The sequence below is a fragment of the Haladaptatus sp. R4 genome, from assembly GCF_001625445.1.
Classification (GTDB): domain Archaea; phylum Halobacteriota; class Halobacteria; order Halobacteriales; family Haladaptataceae; genus Haladaptatus.
Genome location: NZ_LWHG01000029.1, coordinates 138301 through 155210 on the forward strand (window position 1 = coordinate 138301; position 16910 = coordinate 155210).

Genomic DNA, 16910 nt, shown 5'->3' on the forward strand with positions numbered 1-16910 from the left:
GTAGCACTTACCACACGGACACCGGTTCGATATCAGTCCTTCCGTAGTTCGTCGAGGGCGATGATCACGTACAGCGCTCCGATCAAGCGGGTACCGAAGTAGACCCACGGTTTCCACTGACAGTTGTTGGCATCGGTGTACGCGAGTTTGGTCCCATAGTCGACGTAGGCACGTGGGAACGCCAGCGCGAGAAGTCCGATAACACCGAGGAACCGTTTGAACGCGGCGTACGAGCGGTCGCTTCGCCACACGGTGATCAAGAAGACGAATCCTTCGACCCGCGCACCGGGAACGACCCATGGCCGCAGTTCACAGTCGTCGGGATTATCGAGTGCGAGGCGCTCCGCCCGGTCGATGAGTACGTCCGGAGACAACAGTTCGACGATGCCGATTGCCGAAAGGAGCATACGGAACATCGTGCGATGGTTAGATACCCAACAAGATAAACTTCATCCGGACACATCGAGAGCGGGGCTTACGAGTGTCGTTTCGATATCCTCGCCTCCAGAACGACGGTTCCAGCGATGGGAAGACACGTCGAACTAGCCGAGGATGGAGTGAACGAGGGAAGCGTGGAGAGTTATCAGTTCGCCACTTCCCCCTCACAAGGGTACGGTGACTCGGTGTCCTACGATATGATATCGACCGTTGTACTGGTCAAGGCCGAGTCACCCAGCACCCACGCGATGACGAGAGCACGGAGTCGGTAAACGATTTTGGCTGATGGATGAAAAGAGCAATCGAGCGGATAGTACGTGCGTCGGGAGTCATCCTCATCGCGTTTGTGACGGTCATCGGCTAGCGCTTCGAGTTGCCCCGCGGTCGTCTCGACGGTTTCCGACGTCGGCACCGATGGTTCCATCGACGAGTTACGTCTCGCGCTCGGCTTCGAGCGCCCGAAGCGTCTCGTACGCGACGGTTGCGTAGGTCATCGCCGGGCCACCTCCCATGACGACGGCGATCTTCAGCGTCTCGACGATCTCCTCGTGGGTCGCACCGGCCTCCAGTGCGGCGTCGGTGTGCCAGAGGATGCAATGATCACAGCGGGTGACGACGCCGATGGCGAGCGACATCAACTCCTTGGTCTTGTGGTCGATAACGGACGTCGCTTCCGAGGACTCGACGAACCCGACGAACTGTTCGAGTTCGGGTGCCTCTTCGATCAGTTCCCCGAGCGATTCTTTGAACTCTGCCAACTCTTCAGATCGTGTCATGAAAATTCAATCGTCGCCGGCCTTCATGTCTTTACGGGTCCTGTCCCCGTGGACCGCAGATTTATGCCATTTTCTTTCGCATCCAGAGACGATCATCTCGACATCGTGTCGAACTGTTGCTGACTGCAGAACGAATCATGGCAAAGTTCCGTTATTTGGTCCACTGCTCGATTTAGAGGACGTCTTCGATACTGTGTGAGAAATACCCACTCATACTATCCCATAGATACATATCTCGGACAGACATCGTATAAATAATCTGGCGTTTTGGTGTCAGAATCGAACCGGGGACAGCGAAGACACAAGCGACAGCAACGGTCGGACCGTTTGTAGAGCTATTTCGGCCGTTATTATAGACGATTGTCGTTTGTGGAAATGCGATCGGGAGATATGTTGTAATCGTTCTCACGAATGTTCTGAAGAATATAGAACCGGATCTATCGGGATAAAACCGGACATTCTACCAGTAGAAATTTAATGGACAACGGCATACCAGGTAAGCGGTTATACCGGGTCGTCCCTGATCACTCATCACATCATTGGCCCGGGTGGGGGAACGATGAAGAAGTCATTAGTTAATCACATGAAACGGCGGTTGGATCGAGCGGCAGAACAGGAACCGGAAGAACGAGCACGCGCTTTGCTCGACATCAGGTCGGATTTGGAACGCTTCCGAAAGAATCCACATATCGACCGAGAGCCACTGGCACAGTTCGAAGAGGATATCGAACGACGACTGACGAAGATAGACGATCACGTTACAGTGGCACAACGAAAGACGGAATCGCCGTCTTTGCCGTCGAGAATCGCTCATCTGATGCGTTCCATCTATCCTTGGTCGGAGGGGTCGTCTCGAACCGACGAAGAAAAGACAAGAGGAAAGTCTTCCTCTTTCAGCGACTGAACGAGCGTTATCAGCGACGAGGAGCACCGTTGTACAACGTTTTCCGGCGAGAATATCGGCAATCTGTATACCGGGTAGGGGTAGACGGGATAGTCTACGGTCCGAAAAGCGGACGATATATTCGGCTATTTATTTCATCATATTCCCAATACAAATTTACATACGCCTTCAAATTAATTCCTTCTTGTGGGAAAAGAAAACAGCGGCGCGAAGGTTGTTATAGCGACAGTGACAGTATTACTGGTCTGTGGCCTAACAGTCGCACTCGTCGTCACACCAGCTACTGCCGAGATAACCGATAGCCAACAAGTGACGGTAACGAACGTCGTCGATGGCGATACCCTCGACGTTCAGTATGCAAACGGGACGACCGATACCGTTCGTTTACTCGGCGTCGACACCCCTGAAACGTACGGTGAAAATACTCCCGATGAGTGGGAGGGCGTTCCAAACACACAGGCCGGAAAGGATTGTCTCCACTCGGAGGGCGAGAATGCAAAAGCGTTCATGAAGAACAATCTCGAAGGGAAACAGATAACGCTCAAATTCGATTCCGAATCGGACCACCGCGGATATTACGGTCGTCTCCTCGCCTACGTTTACTATGGGGGAGCCGATTACAATTACAAACTCGTCCAAAGTGGTCAGGCTCGTGTGTACGATTCGACGTTCACCAAGAGTGACTCGTACTACAGCGCCGAAGCGTCGGCACAGGACGCCGAACAGAACGCATGGGGTTGTCGAAATGTCGGAGACAGCGGCGGGTCAGTGAGTATCTCACGGATCCACGAGGATGCAGCGGGCAACGATAACGACAATCTGAACGACGAATATGTCGTTCTGGAGAATACCGGTACGACATCGATCGACGTAACCGGATGGACCGTCTCGGACGAGTCCGGGAAAACGTACACGTTCTCCAGTTCGACGCTCAGTCCGGGCCAGACGGTCACGCTTCATTCGGGAAGCGGGTCGGATACGAATAGCGATGTGTACTGGGGTCGGTCGGGTGCCGTTTGGAATAACGGCGGTGACACCGTTTCAGTCACCGACAGCAGTGGAGCATCGGTCGCGACGAAGGCGTACTAACGACACCTCCTTTTTACATGATCGGATTCGCTCCCGCCATGGGCAATATTGAAGTCACCTTCTAGTCCTACATCCAACATAACGATACTACGATGAGCAGCTATCCGGAAACCGAACAGCGAATTAGAGAGGCCGCGTTTCGCGCGCTAGTCGAGCACGGATACGCGGATCTATCGATCAAGGATATCGGTAACGAACTGGGTCAAAATCCCTCCATAATATACCACTATTACGATAGTAAAGACGACCTCCTCCGCTCGATGCTCGACGTCTTCGTCGAGATATTCGTCGGACAGCAGAACGAGCAACCGATCATCGATGCGGAGGACGAACTGAGACGGTTCGTGAGACAGATACTACATCCGACATCAGCACAAGTCGAACGAGCCATATTTTCCCCACCGTCGGACATCGAGACGGCGGTTTCACGGGTTTACGTCGAACTGTGGGCGCACGCGACGTGGGACGACGACTTCCGAAAGGAAACGACGCAAGCAGAGGACAGTCTCCGGACGATGATCACCCGAATACTCCAAGCGGGGATAGAAAGCGGGCAGTTCCAGTCGGTCGATGCGGAACTGACGGCGGACCACATCTGCTTTCTTATCGAGCAGGGACTACACACACGGACGACGACGAACCGCGACGACGCCGTCGAACGGGTTCTGACGATTATCGATGGAATCGTAGCAGACATCTCCCGCGAAGACTAGTCTCCGCTCTTGCGTAGGCGGTTTGTCATCGGTTTCCCGTCGAGTCCTCGTTTCGAAATCACGAACGACTTCTAAACCGAATTCGAGAAACCCTATTTCCGGAACGGCGGCCCTTTGAGAGCCGTTTGTAGGGTTTCTGTTCTTGCCCAAACTGTGTTTCTGCACCCCGGTATCAGATAGAATAAGAAAAAAGCCCATAATTGATTAATTGGTCAATTAACTCATGCAGTCCACAGATCCGGTCGCGGGGAAGAGCGAACTGCCGGAAGCGATCCGTAGTCCAAACGGACAATTGGAGCCCTTCGAGTGGTACGCTGAAATGCGTCAGCGCTCTCCTGTACACTTCGACGAGCAGCGACAGCAGTGGGACCTCTTTCAGTATGAGGAGGTCAATCACGTGCTCACCGATTACGAGTCGTTTACCGCGAATCGATCAGGCTCCGAGAACGTCACGGACGATGACGGGGCGATGTTTCAGACGATGATCATGGTCGACCCACCGGGACACGAGCGACTGCGCGGGTTCGTCAACGAACGATTCCAACCGGGGACGCTCAGAGAGTATCGGCCTCGAATCGAGGAGTTGACCGAAGAGGTATTGGACCAAATCGACGGCAAGGACCGATTCGATTTCGTCGACGAGTTCGCAATACGGCTTCCGATAACGATCATCGCTGAACTGTTGGGAATTCCTGTCAAACGTCGTGATGAATTCAAGGAGTGGTCGGACGCACTCGTCGCGCGTCCCGAGGATGGATCCGAAGCTTCGATCAAACGGAGCCAAGAGCGGACTCAGTGGGCACAACAACAGATGGGTCAGTACTTTGCCCAGTTGCTCGAAGAGCGCCAAGACGGAAGCGGGGACGATCTCATTACGCTTGCCGCGACGAGCGAGGAGTTGAGCAGGGGAGAACAGATCGGTTTCTGTATGCTCCTTCTCGTTGCGGGGAATATCACGACGACGAACCTTCTGACGAACGCCCTCTGGTGTTTCGAGGAGCGGGGAATGACCGATGCGATTCGAACCGGAGAGATCGATCGAAAACAGGCGATCGAGGAGGTGCTCCGATATCGCTCTCCGATTCAATCGTTGGACCGTGTTGCGTTAGAGGACGTCGAATTGAACGGGCACCAGATTCGGGAAGGAGACGTCGTAACGGCGTGGCTGGGTGCGGCCAACCGTGACCCTGAACTCTTCGATGCTCCCGAAGAGTTCCGTCCCGAGCGACGTCCGAATCGCCACATCGCATTCGGAAAGGGTGTCCACTACTGTTTGGGCGCGCCGCTCGCACGAATCGAAGCGGACGTCGCGTTCGAAGTACTGCTCGACCGATTCGAAACGATAGAGGCGGATTTGACGGATCGACAGCCGCTATACAGCCTGTACGGTCTCGAATCGCTCACGTGCACCATCGAGGAATGATCATGAACGGACTAAACGAAAAGACGGCAGTGGTAACGGGAGCAGGATCGGGGATCGGACGCGCGTCGGCACGGCGTCTCGCGGAGGAGGGAGCAAACGTCGTTATCGCGGATGTGGTCGAGGAAACTGGACGAGAAACGGTTGATCTGATCGAAGACGATGGCGGTAACGCGACGTTCGTCGAAATCGATGTTTCCGACGTCGAGTCAGTCGAGCGGATGGTCGATGTGGCGGTCGATACGTACGGAAGCCTCGATTTCGCGCACAACAACGCGGGAATCCTCACCGGCTTCGTAGAGATGGCGGACATCGAAGAAGCGGATTGGGACAAACTCCTCGCGATCAATCTGAAGGGTATTTGGGCGTGCATGAGGGCCGAACTCCCTGTCATGGAAGAGCAGGGAAGCGGAGTAATCGTAAATACCGCTTCCGAGGCGGGACTGGTTGGGATGGGCGGACTCGCTAGTTATTCAGCCAGCAAACATGGCGTCGTCGGTCTAACCAAAACAGCCGCCCTCGAATACGCTACTCGGGGAATTCGGGTCAACGCAATCGCGCCGGGTCCGACGAAAACGAACATTCAGGCCGGGTCGGTGGGAAGTGGGAGCGACCCGACATCGATGCCGTTCGATACGTCGGCGATGACCGATGTTCCAATGGGACGCGTTGCAGAGCCGGAGGAAATGGCAGGTGTGGTCGCATTCCTCTGTTCGTCCGACGCCTCGTATATCACCGGCCACACACTGCCGGTGGACGGCGGTCAAGCAGCTGACTAAATACGATCAACTTTCCGAATTCGAACTCGTTAGAGAAACGATTCGAGGCTGCGTTCGTCGTGACCCGAGAGGAATCGTTCGATGTGTTTTTCGCGCCATCCCAACGGTGACAGTACACTCTCCGCCCCCCGTATTAGCGACACCCGATAGAACTCGGAGTCATACTCGGTCGGCTTCTCGACCGCCAACGCCACTCGCTCGCGCGATTTCTTCGCATCGTCCACCACCACGTAGGACACGCTCTGACCCGGCGACCGCGCCAACCCCAACTCGGCCGCTCGCTCCAGTGCCGCCACGCTCCGCGTCGATTGCGTGTACTCCTCCCGATTTTTCGAAACCCGGTTCGTGATCACCAACTCGCTCGGGTCGACCGCGCCACGCTCAAGTCGGTCTATCCACGACCGTAACTCCTCACAAACCGCCTCCGGATCACGATGCTCGTCCACCGCTCGGATCAACGCTTTCTGCGCCTCATCGATGTACGACGGCGTACTTCGCTGGCGACACTCGATCCCGCGGTACTTGTACTCGTCTTCGCCAGCGACCTTCCCGAAGTACTTCGTCAACGCACCGGCATCCGAATCGCGCAACGGAACGAACGCGATCCAGTCGTAGTGGGCTTCGTGTTCGAGCCGAATCTCCACCTGCGCTGAAATCCGAGTCGCAAGCTCGGACAGCGGCGTCCGTTCTTCGCCTTCGATCGGTGTCACCCACACGCTATCGACGATGCCGTGCACGATCCGCCACCCGTTCGCTTCGAGCACCGCTTTCGTCTCCAACAGGATTTCCCTGGCAAACGCGTTGATCGCCTCGTGACACTCGATGCGCCCGAACTTCGCGTTCGAAAAGCCCTGATAGCCGAAACACGACACCAAGATCCACTTGATCGCGCTCGATTGGCCCGCCAACTCGTCGCGACGATCATCGTTCTCGGTCCCGCAAATCTCGGCTTTGATCCCCTCTCGATCCTCGATGAGCGGTTCGAGCACGTCCGGAAGATAGCCCCGCTCGTCACAGATCGAGTAGCCGATTCCCGGCACGTCCTCTCGCCCGGCGTGACACTCACAGCGAATCTTCTCCGGGCTCACGTTCCGCGTGACGATGATGTTCGGATACAACGAGGAGAAGTCGAGTTCGTGGACGTTCTCGTGCAGGCCGACGTCCGGCGCGAAGGTGAATCCACCTCGGTCGGCATCGCGCAGTTGACGCATCGTTTTGAACCGCTCGTGACGCCACGAGTGCCACGGCACGAGCACGTCCCGTTCGCGGCCTTCCCGGATCTGAATCCCGGTCAAAACGTTCCCGATCGACGACCACGCCAGTTCCTGCAGTGGTTTCCCCGACCGCTTCACGAGATACAGACAGCCATCGAGGTTCGTCTGATTCCACATGAACGTGTTCGAACCGTCGATGATCGCCCGACCGGGCAGGTTGTAGCGTGCCGGTGAGTGGCCGACTCGTCCGTAGCTCTCGTACGTCGATTCACCCGCCAACTGCTGCCACCCCGGCCGTCGTCCGAGCTGAAATGCCACGTCGAGCCGCTCGGCCTGCCCAAAGAGGACGGGAACGAGGTCGCTGGTATTCAGGAAGAGAACGTCCGGATCGGCCCGTTCGACGCGGGCCGACAGCGTGGCTAGCACGTCCGCACCGCTTCCGGTTACCGTCTCGTCGTCGATCGTGAGTTCCGTGACGGTCCCGCTCGCGAGTTCCGTCTCCGCGATGGCGATTCGCATCCGCGAGAGTTCGTGCTCCGGAAGCGGGTCGATTCCCGCTTCGAGACAGTAGCGAAACTCCCGCGAGAAGTCGACGTTGTAACATCGGTACTCGCCGGGCGACCCCCACTTGCTCACCGTTCGGGCCACCGAGTCGACTGCCGTGAGGTCGGTCACATCGACCCGAAGTACCCGCTCGGGATCGTGACGAAAGCTCACGCGTCGATCGACGACGGCGACCCCCGCGACGGCAGGGAGGTCACGGAGCGCAGCACGTGCCGTGGAAAACTCACCGTCGCCGTGCACCGACACGTAAATCGTCGGCGTGTACGATTCGTCCACTTCGCAGTTCACACCCGTCTCGGTTACCGACCAGGTGAGCACGTCGCCGTCGACGTAGTCGATTTTGTACACCATGGCCTCATCCCCGATCGTTCAAAGCGTCCTCGACGTGAGCGAGTCGGTCCTCCAGATCGTCGAGTCGCTTCTGTTGTTCGATCAGCATCGAGACGAGCGCCGGAATCTCGACGAGTTGATGATTCAAAAATCCACTTGCGTCGGCATGGGCACGGGAATACTCGAACAGGCGATCGAAGACGCCCTGGTCGGCGCGTCGGAGTGCCCGTCGGTAGTCACCCCATCGGGACTCCGTCGCCCGGAGCAACTCACGATACGTCGAGTTAGTGCGCCCCATTCGCACGCACCTCCGGTGGAACGTCGGCATCGACCATCGCCGGATGCCGATCCGCCAGGACGCGTTTCCAATACGCGAGCGTCGTCTGCACCATTCCATTCTCCAGGGGGTAGACCAACGTCTCGTACTCATCGCCCGTGAACCGTGGTCCGAACCGCGTTCGCTCACACCGGACCGTCCGATCCGCAATCTCGCGAATCGGTGCCGAGAGCGCATCGTCCGCATGCAAGGTCACGAGTATCGGATTCTCGAACGTCTCGGCGAGCGCTTCGATCCGTTCGGCCGCGGCCGAGAGCATGCGTTCGTCCGCTCCTCGGGGGAGGTCCTCCGACCGATAGAACCAGTCGACGGCGGGGAGGACGGCGATCGACGTTTCGTCCGTGAGTTCGCCAGCGAGGTCCCGCACGAGACTCAGGTGTTGCCACGGGGTGAACGCCCGAGCGATGTGAATCCGGTCGAGGACACGCATCGACGGGGTGACTTGGGTGAGCGAGCGCGTCGTTCCGTGACCACGAGCGTCGACCCAAACGGCCGACCCCTGATCGAGGAGCAGTCGGTCGAGCACGAGCGAGTGGAGTGGACCGGTCGTGCGCTCGTTCGTAGTGAGCAGTGTGACTCCGGCGTCGAGCGACGGGAGTTCCGGCGGCGTATCGGACATCATCACGACTGCTACGTCGACCGACTATCGGATAGGCAAGCCAGGGTCGGTTCCGAATGTTCCGATACCGGAAGACCGACGCCACCGAGTCCCCGTGATCGTCGCACCGAACATCGGACCGTGACAGGAATACCTCCGCAACGAGTGGTGGTGTAGACGAAGGAACCCGATGAGGAGGACGGTCTGTGAGAACGAGACGTCACGGAATATCCGGCGGGTGAAAATCCGCCAGTTCGCTCGTGGAAATCGAGGACGGCGGGATGATGTCGGGTGGTTCGACCGATGGGGTTGAAACGAACGCCCCACCGCTCACCGAACCGGTTTCACGGCACAATAGATGGGGACCCACTGTCGAGGATACCACGGTCGGACACGAACCCGAATCGTCATCTCCCCCTCGAAGGAGCGGGACCGCGGCTTCGAGATTCGGGACGATTCCGCGGTTTCCGATTCCGACTTCCGAAAGATCGGTCGTCGGTTTGTCCGAAATCGAACAGACGGAAGCGCACAGTATTTGTGCAACGCAGCCGTTATCATCCGATTGATACCCGTGGCAGAGGATCAACACCAACCGATGGCCCGAGAAGCGGAGCGAGGGATTCGGTACGCGATTCTTGCCGTGTTCGTCGTCGGCCTTCGTCGGCGGAATCCCGGTGCAGCCGTCAACGCGCTGGTTGCATTCGTAGCGACGTATCTCCCCGACGCTATCGACCACAAGTACGACGTCGGCTTTGGACCGTGGCAGCGCGTCTATTCGGACGCCGCGATGCTGACCCACACCGTCGGTATGCTCGGTCCGTACGACGACGTGTGGTGGTGGGACCACCTCACCCACACGCACTCGGCGACGCTTCTCGGGGGACTCGCCTTCGTTACCGCTCGCCGCCAAGGCCGCGACCCCCGTCCGCGCGTCCTGGCGGTCGTCGTCGGCCTCGGCGTTCTGTGGGAACTCATGGAGTATCTGATTCACGCCGTCGCCGATCGCTTCGACCGCGAACCGATCCTCGTTTCCTACGGCAGATCGGATATCCTCTTCGACCTCCTGTTCGATCTATTCGGTGCGCTGCTCGTGCTCGTATTCGGGGATCGGTTCCTTCGAAACCTCTATCCGCGCGCAGACTAGTCCGCTCTCGTACCGTCGATTCTCCTCGGACTTCCACGTCTCCATGGCCCCTCGTACAGTTTCGGGGGATACCATAGCAGTATTGTTCACTCTTATAAAATTCTATAGTATCGTCCTGGAATCGATAAACAACATGCTGGAAAACGTAACGAGAAGGGATGCGATGCGAACGACCGCCGCTGTCGCCTTCGGCGGGACGATGGTTCCCGAATCGGCGATAGCCGAAGAGTCGAAGCCAGCGGATCGGGACTCCCGTTCGACGGACGTACTGTCGGCACCGAACGGTGCACAGGTCGGCGATATCGTCGGGGATAGAGCCCTCATCTGGAGTCGAGCGAGCGGCCCGGCACGGATGTTCCTCCACCTGTCTACCGACCGGGAGTTCTCCGAGAAACGGACGATCCGAGGACCGGCCGCGCTCGCTGACAGCGACTACACCGCAACGATCGACATCGAGGGGCTTCCTCGGGGTGAAGTGATTCAGTATCGGGTGGAGTTCGAGAGCCTTCGTGATCCGGGAACCCGAAGCGATCCGGTGGGAGGGTCGTTCGAACGCCCCCGACTGATCGAACTGATATCCGGTTCGTTTGGGGTGGAGACGTTGTCGGGCAAGGATGGGGGATCAACCCCGACTTCGGTGGCATGAAGACGTTCGAATCGATGCGGAAAACGGACCCCGACTTCTTCATCCACTCCGGCGATTCGATCTACGCCGATGGGCCGCTCGAAGAACGCGTCGAACTCGACGATGGCAGCGTTTGGCACAACGTCGTCACGGAAGCGAAATCCGACGTCGCCGACACCCTCGCCGAGTTCCGTGGGAACTACCGGTACAACCTCCGAGACGACCACTACCGGGAGTTCGTCTCCGAGGTTCCGATGATTCCACAGTGGGACGACCACGAGGTCCTCAACAACTGGTATCCGAACGAGAAACTACCGGCGGACGACCCGCACGACGTCAAAAGCGTGAACCTGCTCGCGGCGCGAAGCCAGCGAGCGTTCCTCGACTACATGCCGATTCGTCCGCGAGACGACGTCGACGATGCGATCTATCAGCGCTTCCCGTACGGCCCTTCGCTGGAGCTATTTCGGCTCGACATGCGGAGCTATCGGGGACCGAACACGGGGAACACGCAGACGGAACCGGGGCCGAAAACGGACTTCCTCGGCGACACGCAACTGGACTGGCTCAAAGACGCGCTCTCGAACTCCGAGGCGACGTGGAAGGTCATCGCGGCGGACATGCCGATCGGACTCGTGGTCACCGATGGCGACAAGTACGAAGCGGTCGCGAACGCGGACGATGGGATACCGAAAGGCCGAGAACTGGAGATCAAGGAGTTGCTCTCGTTCATGCGCTCGGAAGGCATTCGGAACGTCGTTTGGCTAACGGCGGACGTCCACTACGCGGCGGCACACCACTACCACCCGAAGCGGGCGTCGTTCTCCGAGTTCGAACCGTTCTGGGAGTTCGTCTCCGGGCCGCTTCACGCCGGGACGTTCGGACCGAACGAACTCGACGACACCTTCGGACCGAAAGTCGTCTTCGAGAAGAGCCCACCGGAAGGGGAAGCGAACCTTCCGCCGAGCGACGGACTGCAGTTCTTCGGGCAAGTCGACGTCGATGGTCGATCCGACGCACTGACGGTAACGCTCAAGGATATGAACGACGATTCGCTGTACACGAAGGAACTTACCCCCCACGGCTGCTGATCGCTACCCCGGTCGACTGCTGATAGTTACCTCGGTTGACTGCTGATAGTTACCCCGGTCGGCCGTTGATAGTTACCCTGATCGGCCGCTGATCACCGCCGCCGCGGCGTTGATCACGATCTAGTTCTCGCCAGATGGCAACCACACGACATCTATATCACCTCACATGACGTACTGTACAGGTGATTATGCCGATCGATATCACCGACGTGCTCAAGCGTGGCTACAGCCGCAGTACCGAACGAAACGGACTCACCCTCATGGGGATCATCTTCGTCATCTCCGTCCTCGACGGCGTGCTCGGACTCGGGGTCGATCGATTGAACGCCGGACAGCAGTTCGCCAACAGTGGACAAGTGGACCCGACGTTGCTCGTCCCGTCCCTCGGTGCAGGAATCGTCTCGTTACTGTTGGGCATCGCGTTGCTCGTCGTAAGCATCGCGGCCATTCGCGTGTTCGTGAGCGACGAAACCGAACGTCTCCCCCGAGAGTACTTCACCCGGAATATGGTCTGGGCCGCGATCAACCTCTTCGTCGGCGTGATCGTCTTCGGAATCATCGTCGCACTGGGTTTGGTCGCGTTCGTCGTCCCGGGTATCTTCCTGCTCGTGACCTTGGCGTTCTGGACGGTGTACGTGGCCGTCGAAGACCAGAACTTCATCACGGCGTTCCGCAGCAGTTGGGGATTGACGCGTGGATACCGCCTCAACCTCTTCGTGTTGGGCGTCGCCGTGTTCTTCCTCGTGGTACTCATCAACCTCGTCTTCGGCCTCGGTGACCTCGCGAGTGGGAGTCTCGCTGGCGATATCGTCGCCTTGGTGTTCGCGCAGGCCGCGAGCGCCATCACGACGGTCTTCTCGACCGCCGTGCTCGCAACGGCGTACACCGAACTCACGGCGGACGAAGATGACGAGTTCGGTGAGACGGCCAGCGACGACGAGGACACCACTGCAGGACGCCCCGCCGCCTAGAACGGCCGATCGTTCCGGTTCGAACGGGCGTCCACCCTGTTGTTCGAAGGGACGTTCACAGCCGCGACGGAAGCGACAGGACTACACGACCCGAGCACTTCAGGTATAAGAGATGTCCCGGGGATTCCCTCGTAATCTCCAAAGAAGCCTGTTCACGCCCCAGTTGCGGCGGTTCGTTTTCGTCGGGGGTGTCGCCGCGGGAGTGCAAACGATCCTGCTATGGATGTTCGTCGATAAAACGGGCCTCGATTACTTGTTTGGCGCACTGATCGCCATCGAGATTACGATCCTGCTACAATACAATCTCAATAACGTCTGGACGTTCCAGGCGAGTCGAAACACGAGTTCGAAAGGCTACCTCGTCGGATTGCTCAAAACGAACGTCGTCCGCGGGACGGCGATTCCGATTCAACTCGGCATCCTCTTTTGCCTCGTGAACTGGGGGAACGTCCTCTATCTACTCGCGAACGCCGTTGCGATCGGAATCAGTGGAGTGTACCGGTACGTTCTCGACGCGCGGTGGACGTGGGGATGAACTGGCTCTCGCACGAAGGAAACGCCGAAACCCGGCGGTGATGGTGTTAGACTGCTCCCGAACCGTGCTTGTCAGCCCAGACCCGACGGACCGAGTGAACCGATTCCCGAAACCAGTGTCGCTCAACCATTAATACGGGAAGACGGTGAATATTCTCCGGGGAACGATGATTTCGAACGATGAGAGGTGGCCTCGGTGGTAGTCGCACAGGTTACAGCGTGGTTTGGGTCGGACCCGGTCGTCAACGGGCTTATCGGGGGGGTGATCATCGCATTTTTCAACCTTCTCGGGGCGTCGTTGGTTTTCGTTTGGCGGGATCCATCCGAACGAGCGATGGACGGTGCGCTCGGATTCGCTGCCGGGGTAATGCTTGCTGCGAGTTTTACGAGCCTGATCATTCCCGGGATCGAAACCTATTCCGATGGAAATCCCATCCCAGTCCTGGTCGGAATCGCACTGGGCGCGCTCTTTTTGGACCGCGCAGACGTACTCGTACCGCACGCACACTTTCTACTCACCGGTCGACGGAGAGCGGACGCCGCTCATCCGAGTACCGATTTACCCGTAGACGACGAACGACTCTCCGGTGTCATCCTGTTTATTCTCGCGATTACGCTCCACAATATGCCCGAGGGGCTCGCGGTTGGCGTGGGTTTCGGCAGCGGTGATATCGGCACCGCGATTCCGCTAATGCTCGCCATCGGTATCCAGAACATTCCGGAAGGATTGGCGGTTTCAGTGGCCGCGATCAACGCGGGATTGGACAAACGCTTCTATGCTGCATTCGCGGGGGTTCGTTCCGGCCTGGTCGAGATACCACTCGCGGTCCTCGGTGCGTACGCCGTTCAATCGGTTTCGGCCTTACTCCCCTACGCGATGGGATTCGCCGCGGGAGCGATGCTGTTCGTCATCAGCGACGAAATCGTTCCGGAGACACACACGAAAGGGTACGAGCGTATCGCAACCCTCGGGACGATTTTCGGAACGATCGTGATGCTGTATCTCGACATTTCGCTCGGATGAAGTACCGCCCTGATGAGTGGACCCAACAGTTTCGCTGAATCAGCCTCCCGGAATACGATGGCGACTCAACGAGCATCGACTGGCAGACGGAGACGTTCAGACGGCCGATGATGGATAGACGGCCGTTCACGGAAGGACGGCTAGCCGGTCGTCGATTGCATCATTGCATCCTTCGTGTGTTCGAGTCCGCTGGTTTCCATCCCTCATTCCTACTTTGTGAAAACCATCGCCCCCGACTATGGTATATGGCAGTCATAGTCACAGAAGAACCTGAAATACGGAAGGAGTTGCTAAAATGGAACGACGAACACGACCCCCGGACCAGCAAACCGAGACGGACCGTTCGAACCGTCGAGAGAGGGATGTCGCTGCTGGCACCGTTGAGTGTCCGGAATGTGAGACACGGGTTTCGGTCGCAAACCAAGCAGCGGAAATAGTCTGTGATGACTGTGGGTTCGTCATCTCCGATAGTCCAATCGATCACGGCCCCGAATGGCGGGCGTTTTCTACCGAAGAGGATCAACAACGAAGCCGCGTCGGTTCGCCGATGACCAATCAACTCCACGACAAGGGGTTGAGTACGACGATCAGCCATCGAAACATCGATGCGAACGGGAAGCCCCTCGGGAGTCGAAAGCGGCGGAAAATGAAACGACTTCGTACGTGGGACGAACGGTACCGCTCGAAATCGAATCAGGAGCGAAATCTCAAGCAGGCGCTAGGGGAGATTTCCCGCATGGCTGCGGCGCTCGATATACCGCGGTCGGATACAGAAACCGCCGGTGTCATTTATCGGCGTGCGCTCGAAGCCGACCTGCTTCCCGGACGGTCGATCGAAGGGATGGCGACCGCGAGCCTCTATGCTGCCGCTCGTCAGGCAAACGCACCGCTCAGTCTCGACGATTTTGCGGTCGTCAGTCGAGTCGAGCGGCGCCGTATTCACCGAGCGTATCGGTACATCACGGACGAACTGGAGATCGGTATCGCACCGACGGATCCGATACGGTTCGTTCCTCGTTTCGTCTCCGAACTCGATCTAAGCGGTGATGCGGAGCGGCAGGCCCGTGCCTTGCTGGATACCGCAAAACGGCACAACGTCCACATTGGAAAGAGTCCCGTCGCACTTGCGGCGGCAGCGGTCTATGCGGCCGCAACGCTGAGCAACGAATCGGTGACACAGGAAACGGTCGGGTCCGTTGCCCATATCGCCCCCGTGACGATCAGAAAACGATACACGGAGCTTTTAGAGACCTACGAGAGCTAATACTGCGGATCGTTCCCTCATCACTATCCCATGAAGCGATTCGGGAAGGAAAATAGGTCTTCGAGTAGCAAATCCGCGGACGCTCGGAGACCCGCTCATCGAAACGTTCGTCAGGGGGTTGCACTTCGCCCTCGATGTCGGATTCGTGGGCGGAGGCGTCGGGTTCCTCACCAGCCCATTCCCGGATCGGCGGCGGCCTGTTGGACCCAGGAAGCGACCTGCTCCTCGTCCAGTGTGTCCGTCTCCTTCAGGTCCAAGGCCTGTCTCTTCGGACCCGTCCCGCTGGGGGGCTTCGGCTCAAGGTACGTTTCACACACGAATGTCAGTTTCACGTGTTTCGAGAACGCACTGAATGACGCGAACCAGCCCTGATCCTCGACGCCGTAGAACGGCTGGTGATACTTCACGGCGCGGCGCACATGGGGAAGTTCGTTTCGAACGATTTCGTCGAATCGTGCCGCAACCCCACGCTTCCACCCCGGCAGCGCCGCAATGTACGCGTTTACCGCTGCCGATCCGTCGGCAGTATCGTTCCTCCGAATCGCCTGGTACCGTTTTTGCCGCTCTCCCCATTCCTCCCGCGTCGGAACCTGATCCGAAAGCTCGATTTCTCCGAAGTCATCGTCCACGATGGTCTGCTCTCCCTTTCGCCCCGATATCGCGGTCACGACCAGGATCGAGTCCGTCTCATCGGATCTAGAAAACAGGTCGAAGTCCAGCCGCATCGTCCCTCCTCGCCAGTGGCGAGCGAATCCCACCCAGCCGTCGGGGTGGTCGTCACGGGTGTCTTTTTCGACTCGGAAGAGACTCATCATGGCGGGAACGACGTCGGCACCCCATTGGAGCCCTTTTTCCGGGTCCGTGAAACGAACCCCTTCGTCGTGGTCGGCTTGGTAGTAGGGTGCTCTGATCACTTGATTAGCCGTGACGAGTTCGGTGATCCGTTGGCCTGTAATTGGACCGGACGCGCTCATATTCACCGACTAGGTGGTGTATGAGCATCAATATTTTCGCGAAGTGTCGCGATCTTGATTCCGAGAAGCTTGACTATGAACGTCGGAAGGAAACGACAACGAACCGGATAGAGAATTGAGC

Annotated in this window: 18 protein-coding genes; 12 read left to right on the forward strand and 6 right to left on the reverse strand. The window is 58.0% G+C overall.

Annotation, left to right across the window (positions count from 1 at the left end; genetic code table 11):
• Positions 1 to 32: 32 nt before the first annotated feature.
• On the reverse strand, positions 33 to 416 hold the full coding sequence (locus A4G99_RS18360) for a hypothetical protein (RefSeq protein ID WP_066146969.1): 384 nt from the start codon (positions 414 to 416) through the stop codon (positions 33 to 35).
• Positions 417 to 524: 108 nt separating this feature from the next.
• Between A4G99_RS18360 and A4G99_RS25300 the strand changes: the two genes are divergently transcribed.
• Positions 525 to 710 carry a hypothetical protein gene (locus tag A4G99_RS25300; protein ID WP_150123155.1) on the forward strand — a complete coding sequence of 62 codons (186 nt, stop codon included), beginning with the start codon at positions 525 to 527 and terminating at the stop codon, positions 708 to 710.
• A gap of 159 nt (positions 711 to 869) precedes the next feature.
• On the opposite strand, the gene A4G99_RS18370 is transcribed toward A4G99_RS25300, so the two are convergent.
• A complete protein-coding gene (locus A4G99_RS18370; RefSeq protein WP_066146973.1) occupies positions 870 to 1214 on the reverse strand; it encodes a carboxymuconolactone decarboxylase family protein in 345 nt (114 codons plus the stop codon).
• A 1132-nt stretch (positions 1215 to 2346) separates the two neighbouring features.
• Here A4G99_RS18370 and A4G99_RS18380 point away from each other — a divergent pair.
• The 4 genes from A4G99_RS18380 to A4G99_RS18395 all read left to right on the forward strand — a co-directional run bounded on the left by A4G99_RS18380 (position 2347) and on the right by A4G99_RS18395 (position 6119).
• Entirely contained in the window at positions 2347 to 3207 is an 861-nt protein-coding gene (locus A4G99_RS18380; RefSeq protein WP_066147325.1) for a lamin tail domain-containing protein, read from the forward strand.
• Between the two features lie 92 nt (positions 3208 to 3299).
• Positions 3300 to 3920 carry a TetR/AcrR family transcriptional regulator gene (locus tag A4G99_RS18385; protein WP_066146977.1) on the forward strand — a complete coding sequence of 207 codons (621 nt, stop codon included), beginning with the start codon at positions 3300 to 3302 and terminating at the stop codon, positions 3918 to 3920.
• A gap of 223 nt (positions 3921 to 4143) precedes the next feature.
• The gene (locus A4G99_RS18390; protein ID WP_066146979.1) at positions 4144 to 5343 is read left to right on the forward strand and encodes a cytochrome P450; all 1200 of its coding nucleotides are present in this window, start codon (positions 4144 to 4146) and stop codon (positions 5341 to 5343) included.
• 2 nt (positions 5344 to 5345) lie between these two features.
• Positions 5346 to 6119 (forward strand): SDR family NAD(P)-dependent oxidoreductase, encoded by a 774-nt coding sequence (locus A4G99_RS18395; RefSeq protein ID WP_066147327.1) that lies wholly within the window; start codon positions 5346 to 5348, stop codon positions 6117 to 6119.
• Between the two features lie 29 nt (positions 6120 to 6148).
• Here A4G99_RS18395 and A4G99_RS18400 read toward each other — a convergent pair whose 3' ends face one another.
• From A4G99_RS18400 to A4G99_RS18410, 3 genes are read right to left on the reverse strand one after another with little or no spacing between them, the layout of a single operon-like run.
• On the reverse strand, positions 6149 to 8248 hold the full coding sequence (locus A4G99_RS18400; RefSeq protein ID WP_066146981.1) for a type B DNA-directed DNA polymerase: 2100 nt from the start codon (positions 8246 to 8248) through the stop codon (positions 6149 to 6151).
• A gap of 4 nt (positions 8249 to 8252) precedes the next feature.
• A complete protein-coding gene (locus A4G99_RS18405) occupies positions 8253 to 8525 on the reverse strand; it encodes a hypothetical protein (RefSeq protein WP_066146983.1) in 273 nt (90 codons plus the stop codon).
• Positions 8512 to 9186 (reverse strand): hypothetical protein, encoded by a 675-nt coding sequence (locus A4G99_RS18410; protein WP_066146985.1) that lies wholly within the window; start codon positions 9184 to 9186, stop codon positions 8512 to 8514. Before A4G99_RS18410 ends, A4G99_RS18405 begins: the two co-directional genes overlap by 14 nt.
• Before the next feature lie 571 nt (positions 9187 to 9757).
• Here A4G99_RS18410 and A4G99_RS18415 point away from each other — a divergent pair.
• The 7 genes from A4G99_RS18415 (at position 9758) to A4G99_RS18440 (ending at position 15815) form a co-directional block, all read left to right on the forward strand.
• Positions 9758 to 10306, forward strand: coding sequence for a hypothetical protein (locus A4G99_RS18415; protein ID WP_150123167.1), 549 nt, complete (start codon positions 9758 to 9760; stop codon positions 10304 to 10306).
• 133 nt (positions 10307 to 10439) lie between these two features.
• On the forward strand, positions 10440 to 10952 hold the full coding sequence (locus A4G99_RS27530) for a PhoD-like phosphatase N-terminal domain-containing protein (protein WP_223301985.1): 513 nt from the start codon (positions 10440 to 10442) through the stop codon (positions 10950 to 10952).
• Positions 10949 to 12022 (forward strand): alkaline phosphatase, encoded by a 1074-nt coding sequence (locus A4G99_RS18420; protein WP_255359126.1) that lies wholly within the window; start codon positions 10949 to 10951, stop codon positions 12020 to 12022. Before A4G99_RS27530 ends, A4G99_RS18420 begins: the two co-directional genes overlap by 4 nt.
• A 188-nt stretch (positions 12023 to 12210) precedes the next feature.
• A complete protein-coding gene (locus A4G99_RS18425) occupies positions 12211 to 12993 on the forward strand; it encodes a hypothetical protein (RefSeq protein WP_066146987.1) in 783 nt (260 codons plus the stop codon).
• A 112-nt stretch (positions 12994 to 13105) separates the two neighbouring features.
• Positions 13106 to 13528: a GtrA family protein gene (locus tag A4G99_RS18430; RefSeq protein ID WP_066146989.1), complete on the forward strand. Its 423-nt coding sequence runs from the start codon at positions 13106 to 13108 to the stop codon at positions 13526 to 13528.
• 195 nt (positions 13529 to 13723) lie between these two features.
• The gene (locus A4G99_RS18435) at positions 13724 to 14551 is read left to right on the forward strand and encodes a ZIP family metal transporter (protein WP_394337467.1); all 828 of its coding nucleotides are present in this window, start codon (positions 13724 to 13726) and stop codon (positions 14549 to 14551) included.
• Between the two features lie 295 nt (positions 14552 to 14846).
• Positions 14847 to 15815 carry a transcription initiation factor IIB family protein gene (locus tag A4G99_RS18440; RefSeq protein WP_066146993.1) on the forward strand — a complete coding sequence of 323 codons (969 nt, stop codon included), beginning with the start codon at positions 14847 to 14849 and terminating at the stop codon, positions 15813 to 15815.
• 167 nt (positions 15816 to 15982) lie between these two features.
• On the opposite strand, the gene A4G99_RS18445 is transcribed toward A4G99_RS18440, so the two are convergent.
• A complete protein-coding gene (locus A4G99_RS18445; protein ID WP_066146995.1) occupies positions 15983 to 16789 on the reverse strand; it encodes a DUF1801 domain-containing protein in 807 nt (268 codons plus the stop codon).
• Between the last annotated feature and the right edge of the window lie 121 nt (positions 16790 to 16910).

Bases quoted from the DNA above. Each gene is read 5' to 3' on its own strand.
- A4G99_RS18360 (WP_066146969.1), bottom strand. From the start codon at position 416: ATGTTCCGTATGCTCCTTTCGGCAATCGGCATCGTCGAACTGTTGTCT.
- A4G99_RS25300 (WP_150123155.1), top strand. From the start codon at position 525: ATGGGAAGACACGTCGAACTAGCCGAGGATGGAGTGAACGAGGGAAGC.
- A4G99_RS18370 (WP_066146973.1), bottom strand. From the start codon at position 1,214: ATGACACGATCTGAAGAGTTGGCAGAGTTCAAAGAATCGCTCGGGGAA.
- A4G99_RS18385 (WP_066146977.1), top strand. From the start codon at position 3,300: ATGAGCAGCTATCCGGAAACCGAACAGCGAATTAGAGAGGCCGCGTTT.
- A4G99_RS18390 (WP_066146979.1), top strand. From the start codon at position 4,144: ATGCAGTCCACAGATCCGGTCGCGGGGAAGAGCGAACTGCCGGAAGCG.
- A4G99_RS18395 (WP_066147327.1), top strand. From the start codon at position 5,346: ATGAACGGACTAAACGAAAAGACGGCAGTGGTAACGGGAGCAGGATCG.
- A4G99_RS18400 (WP_066146981.1), bottom strand. From the start codon at position 8,248: ATGGTGTACAAAATCGACTACGTCGACGGCGACGTGCTCACCTGGTCG.
- A4G99_RS18405 (WP_066146983.1), bottom strand. From the start codon at position 8,525: ATGGGGCGCACTAACTCGACGTATCGTGAGTTGCTCCGGGCGACGGAG.
- A4G99_RS18410 (WP_066146985.1), bottom strand. From the start codon at position 9,186: ATGATGTCCGATACGCCGCCGGAACTCCCGTCGCTCGACGCCGGAGTC.
- A4G99_RS18415 (WP_150123167.1), top strand. From the start codon at position 9,758: ATGGCCCGAGAAGCGGAGCGAGGGATTCGGTACGCGATTCTTGCCGTG.
- A4G99_RS27530 (WP_223301985.1), top strand. From the start codon at position 10,440: ATGCTGGAAAACGTAACGAGAAGGGATGCGATGCGAACGACCGCCGCT.
- A4G99_RS18420 (WP_255359126.1), top strand. From the start codon at position 10,949: ATGAAGACGTTCGAATCGATGCGGAAAACGGACCCCGACTTCTTCATC.
- A4G99_RS18425 (WP_066146987.1), top strand. From the start codon at position 12,211: ATGCCGATCGATATCACCGACGTGCTCAAGCGTGGCTACAGCCGCAGT.
- A4G99_RS18430 (WP_066146989.1), top strand. From the start codon at position 13,106: ATGTCCCGGGGATTCCCTCGTAATCTCCAAAGAAGCCTGTTCACGCCC.
- A4G99_RS18440 (WP_066146993.1), top strand. From the start codon at position 14,847: ATGGAACGACGAACACGACCCCCGGACCAGCAAACCGAGACGGACCGT.
- A4G99_RS18445 (WP_066146995.1), bottom strand. From the start codon at position 16,789: ATGAGCGCGTCCGGTCCAATTACAGGCCAACGGATCACCGAACTCGTC.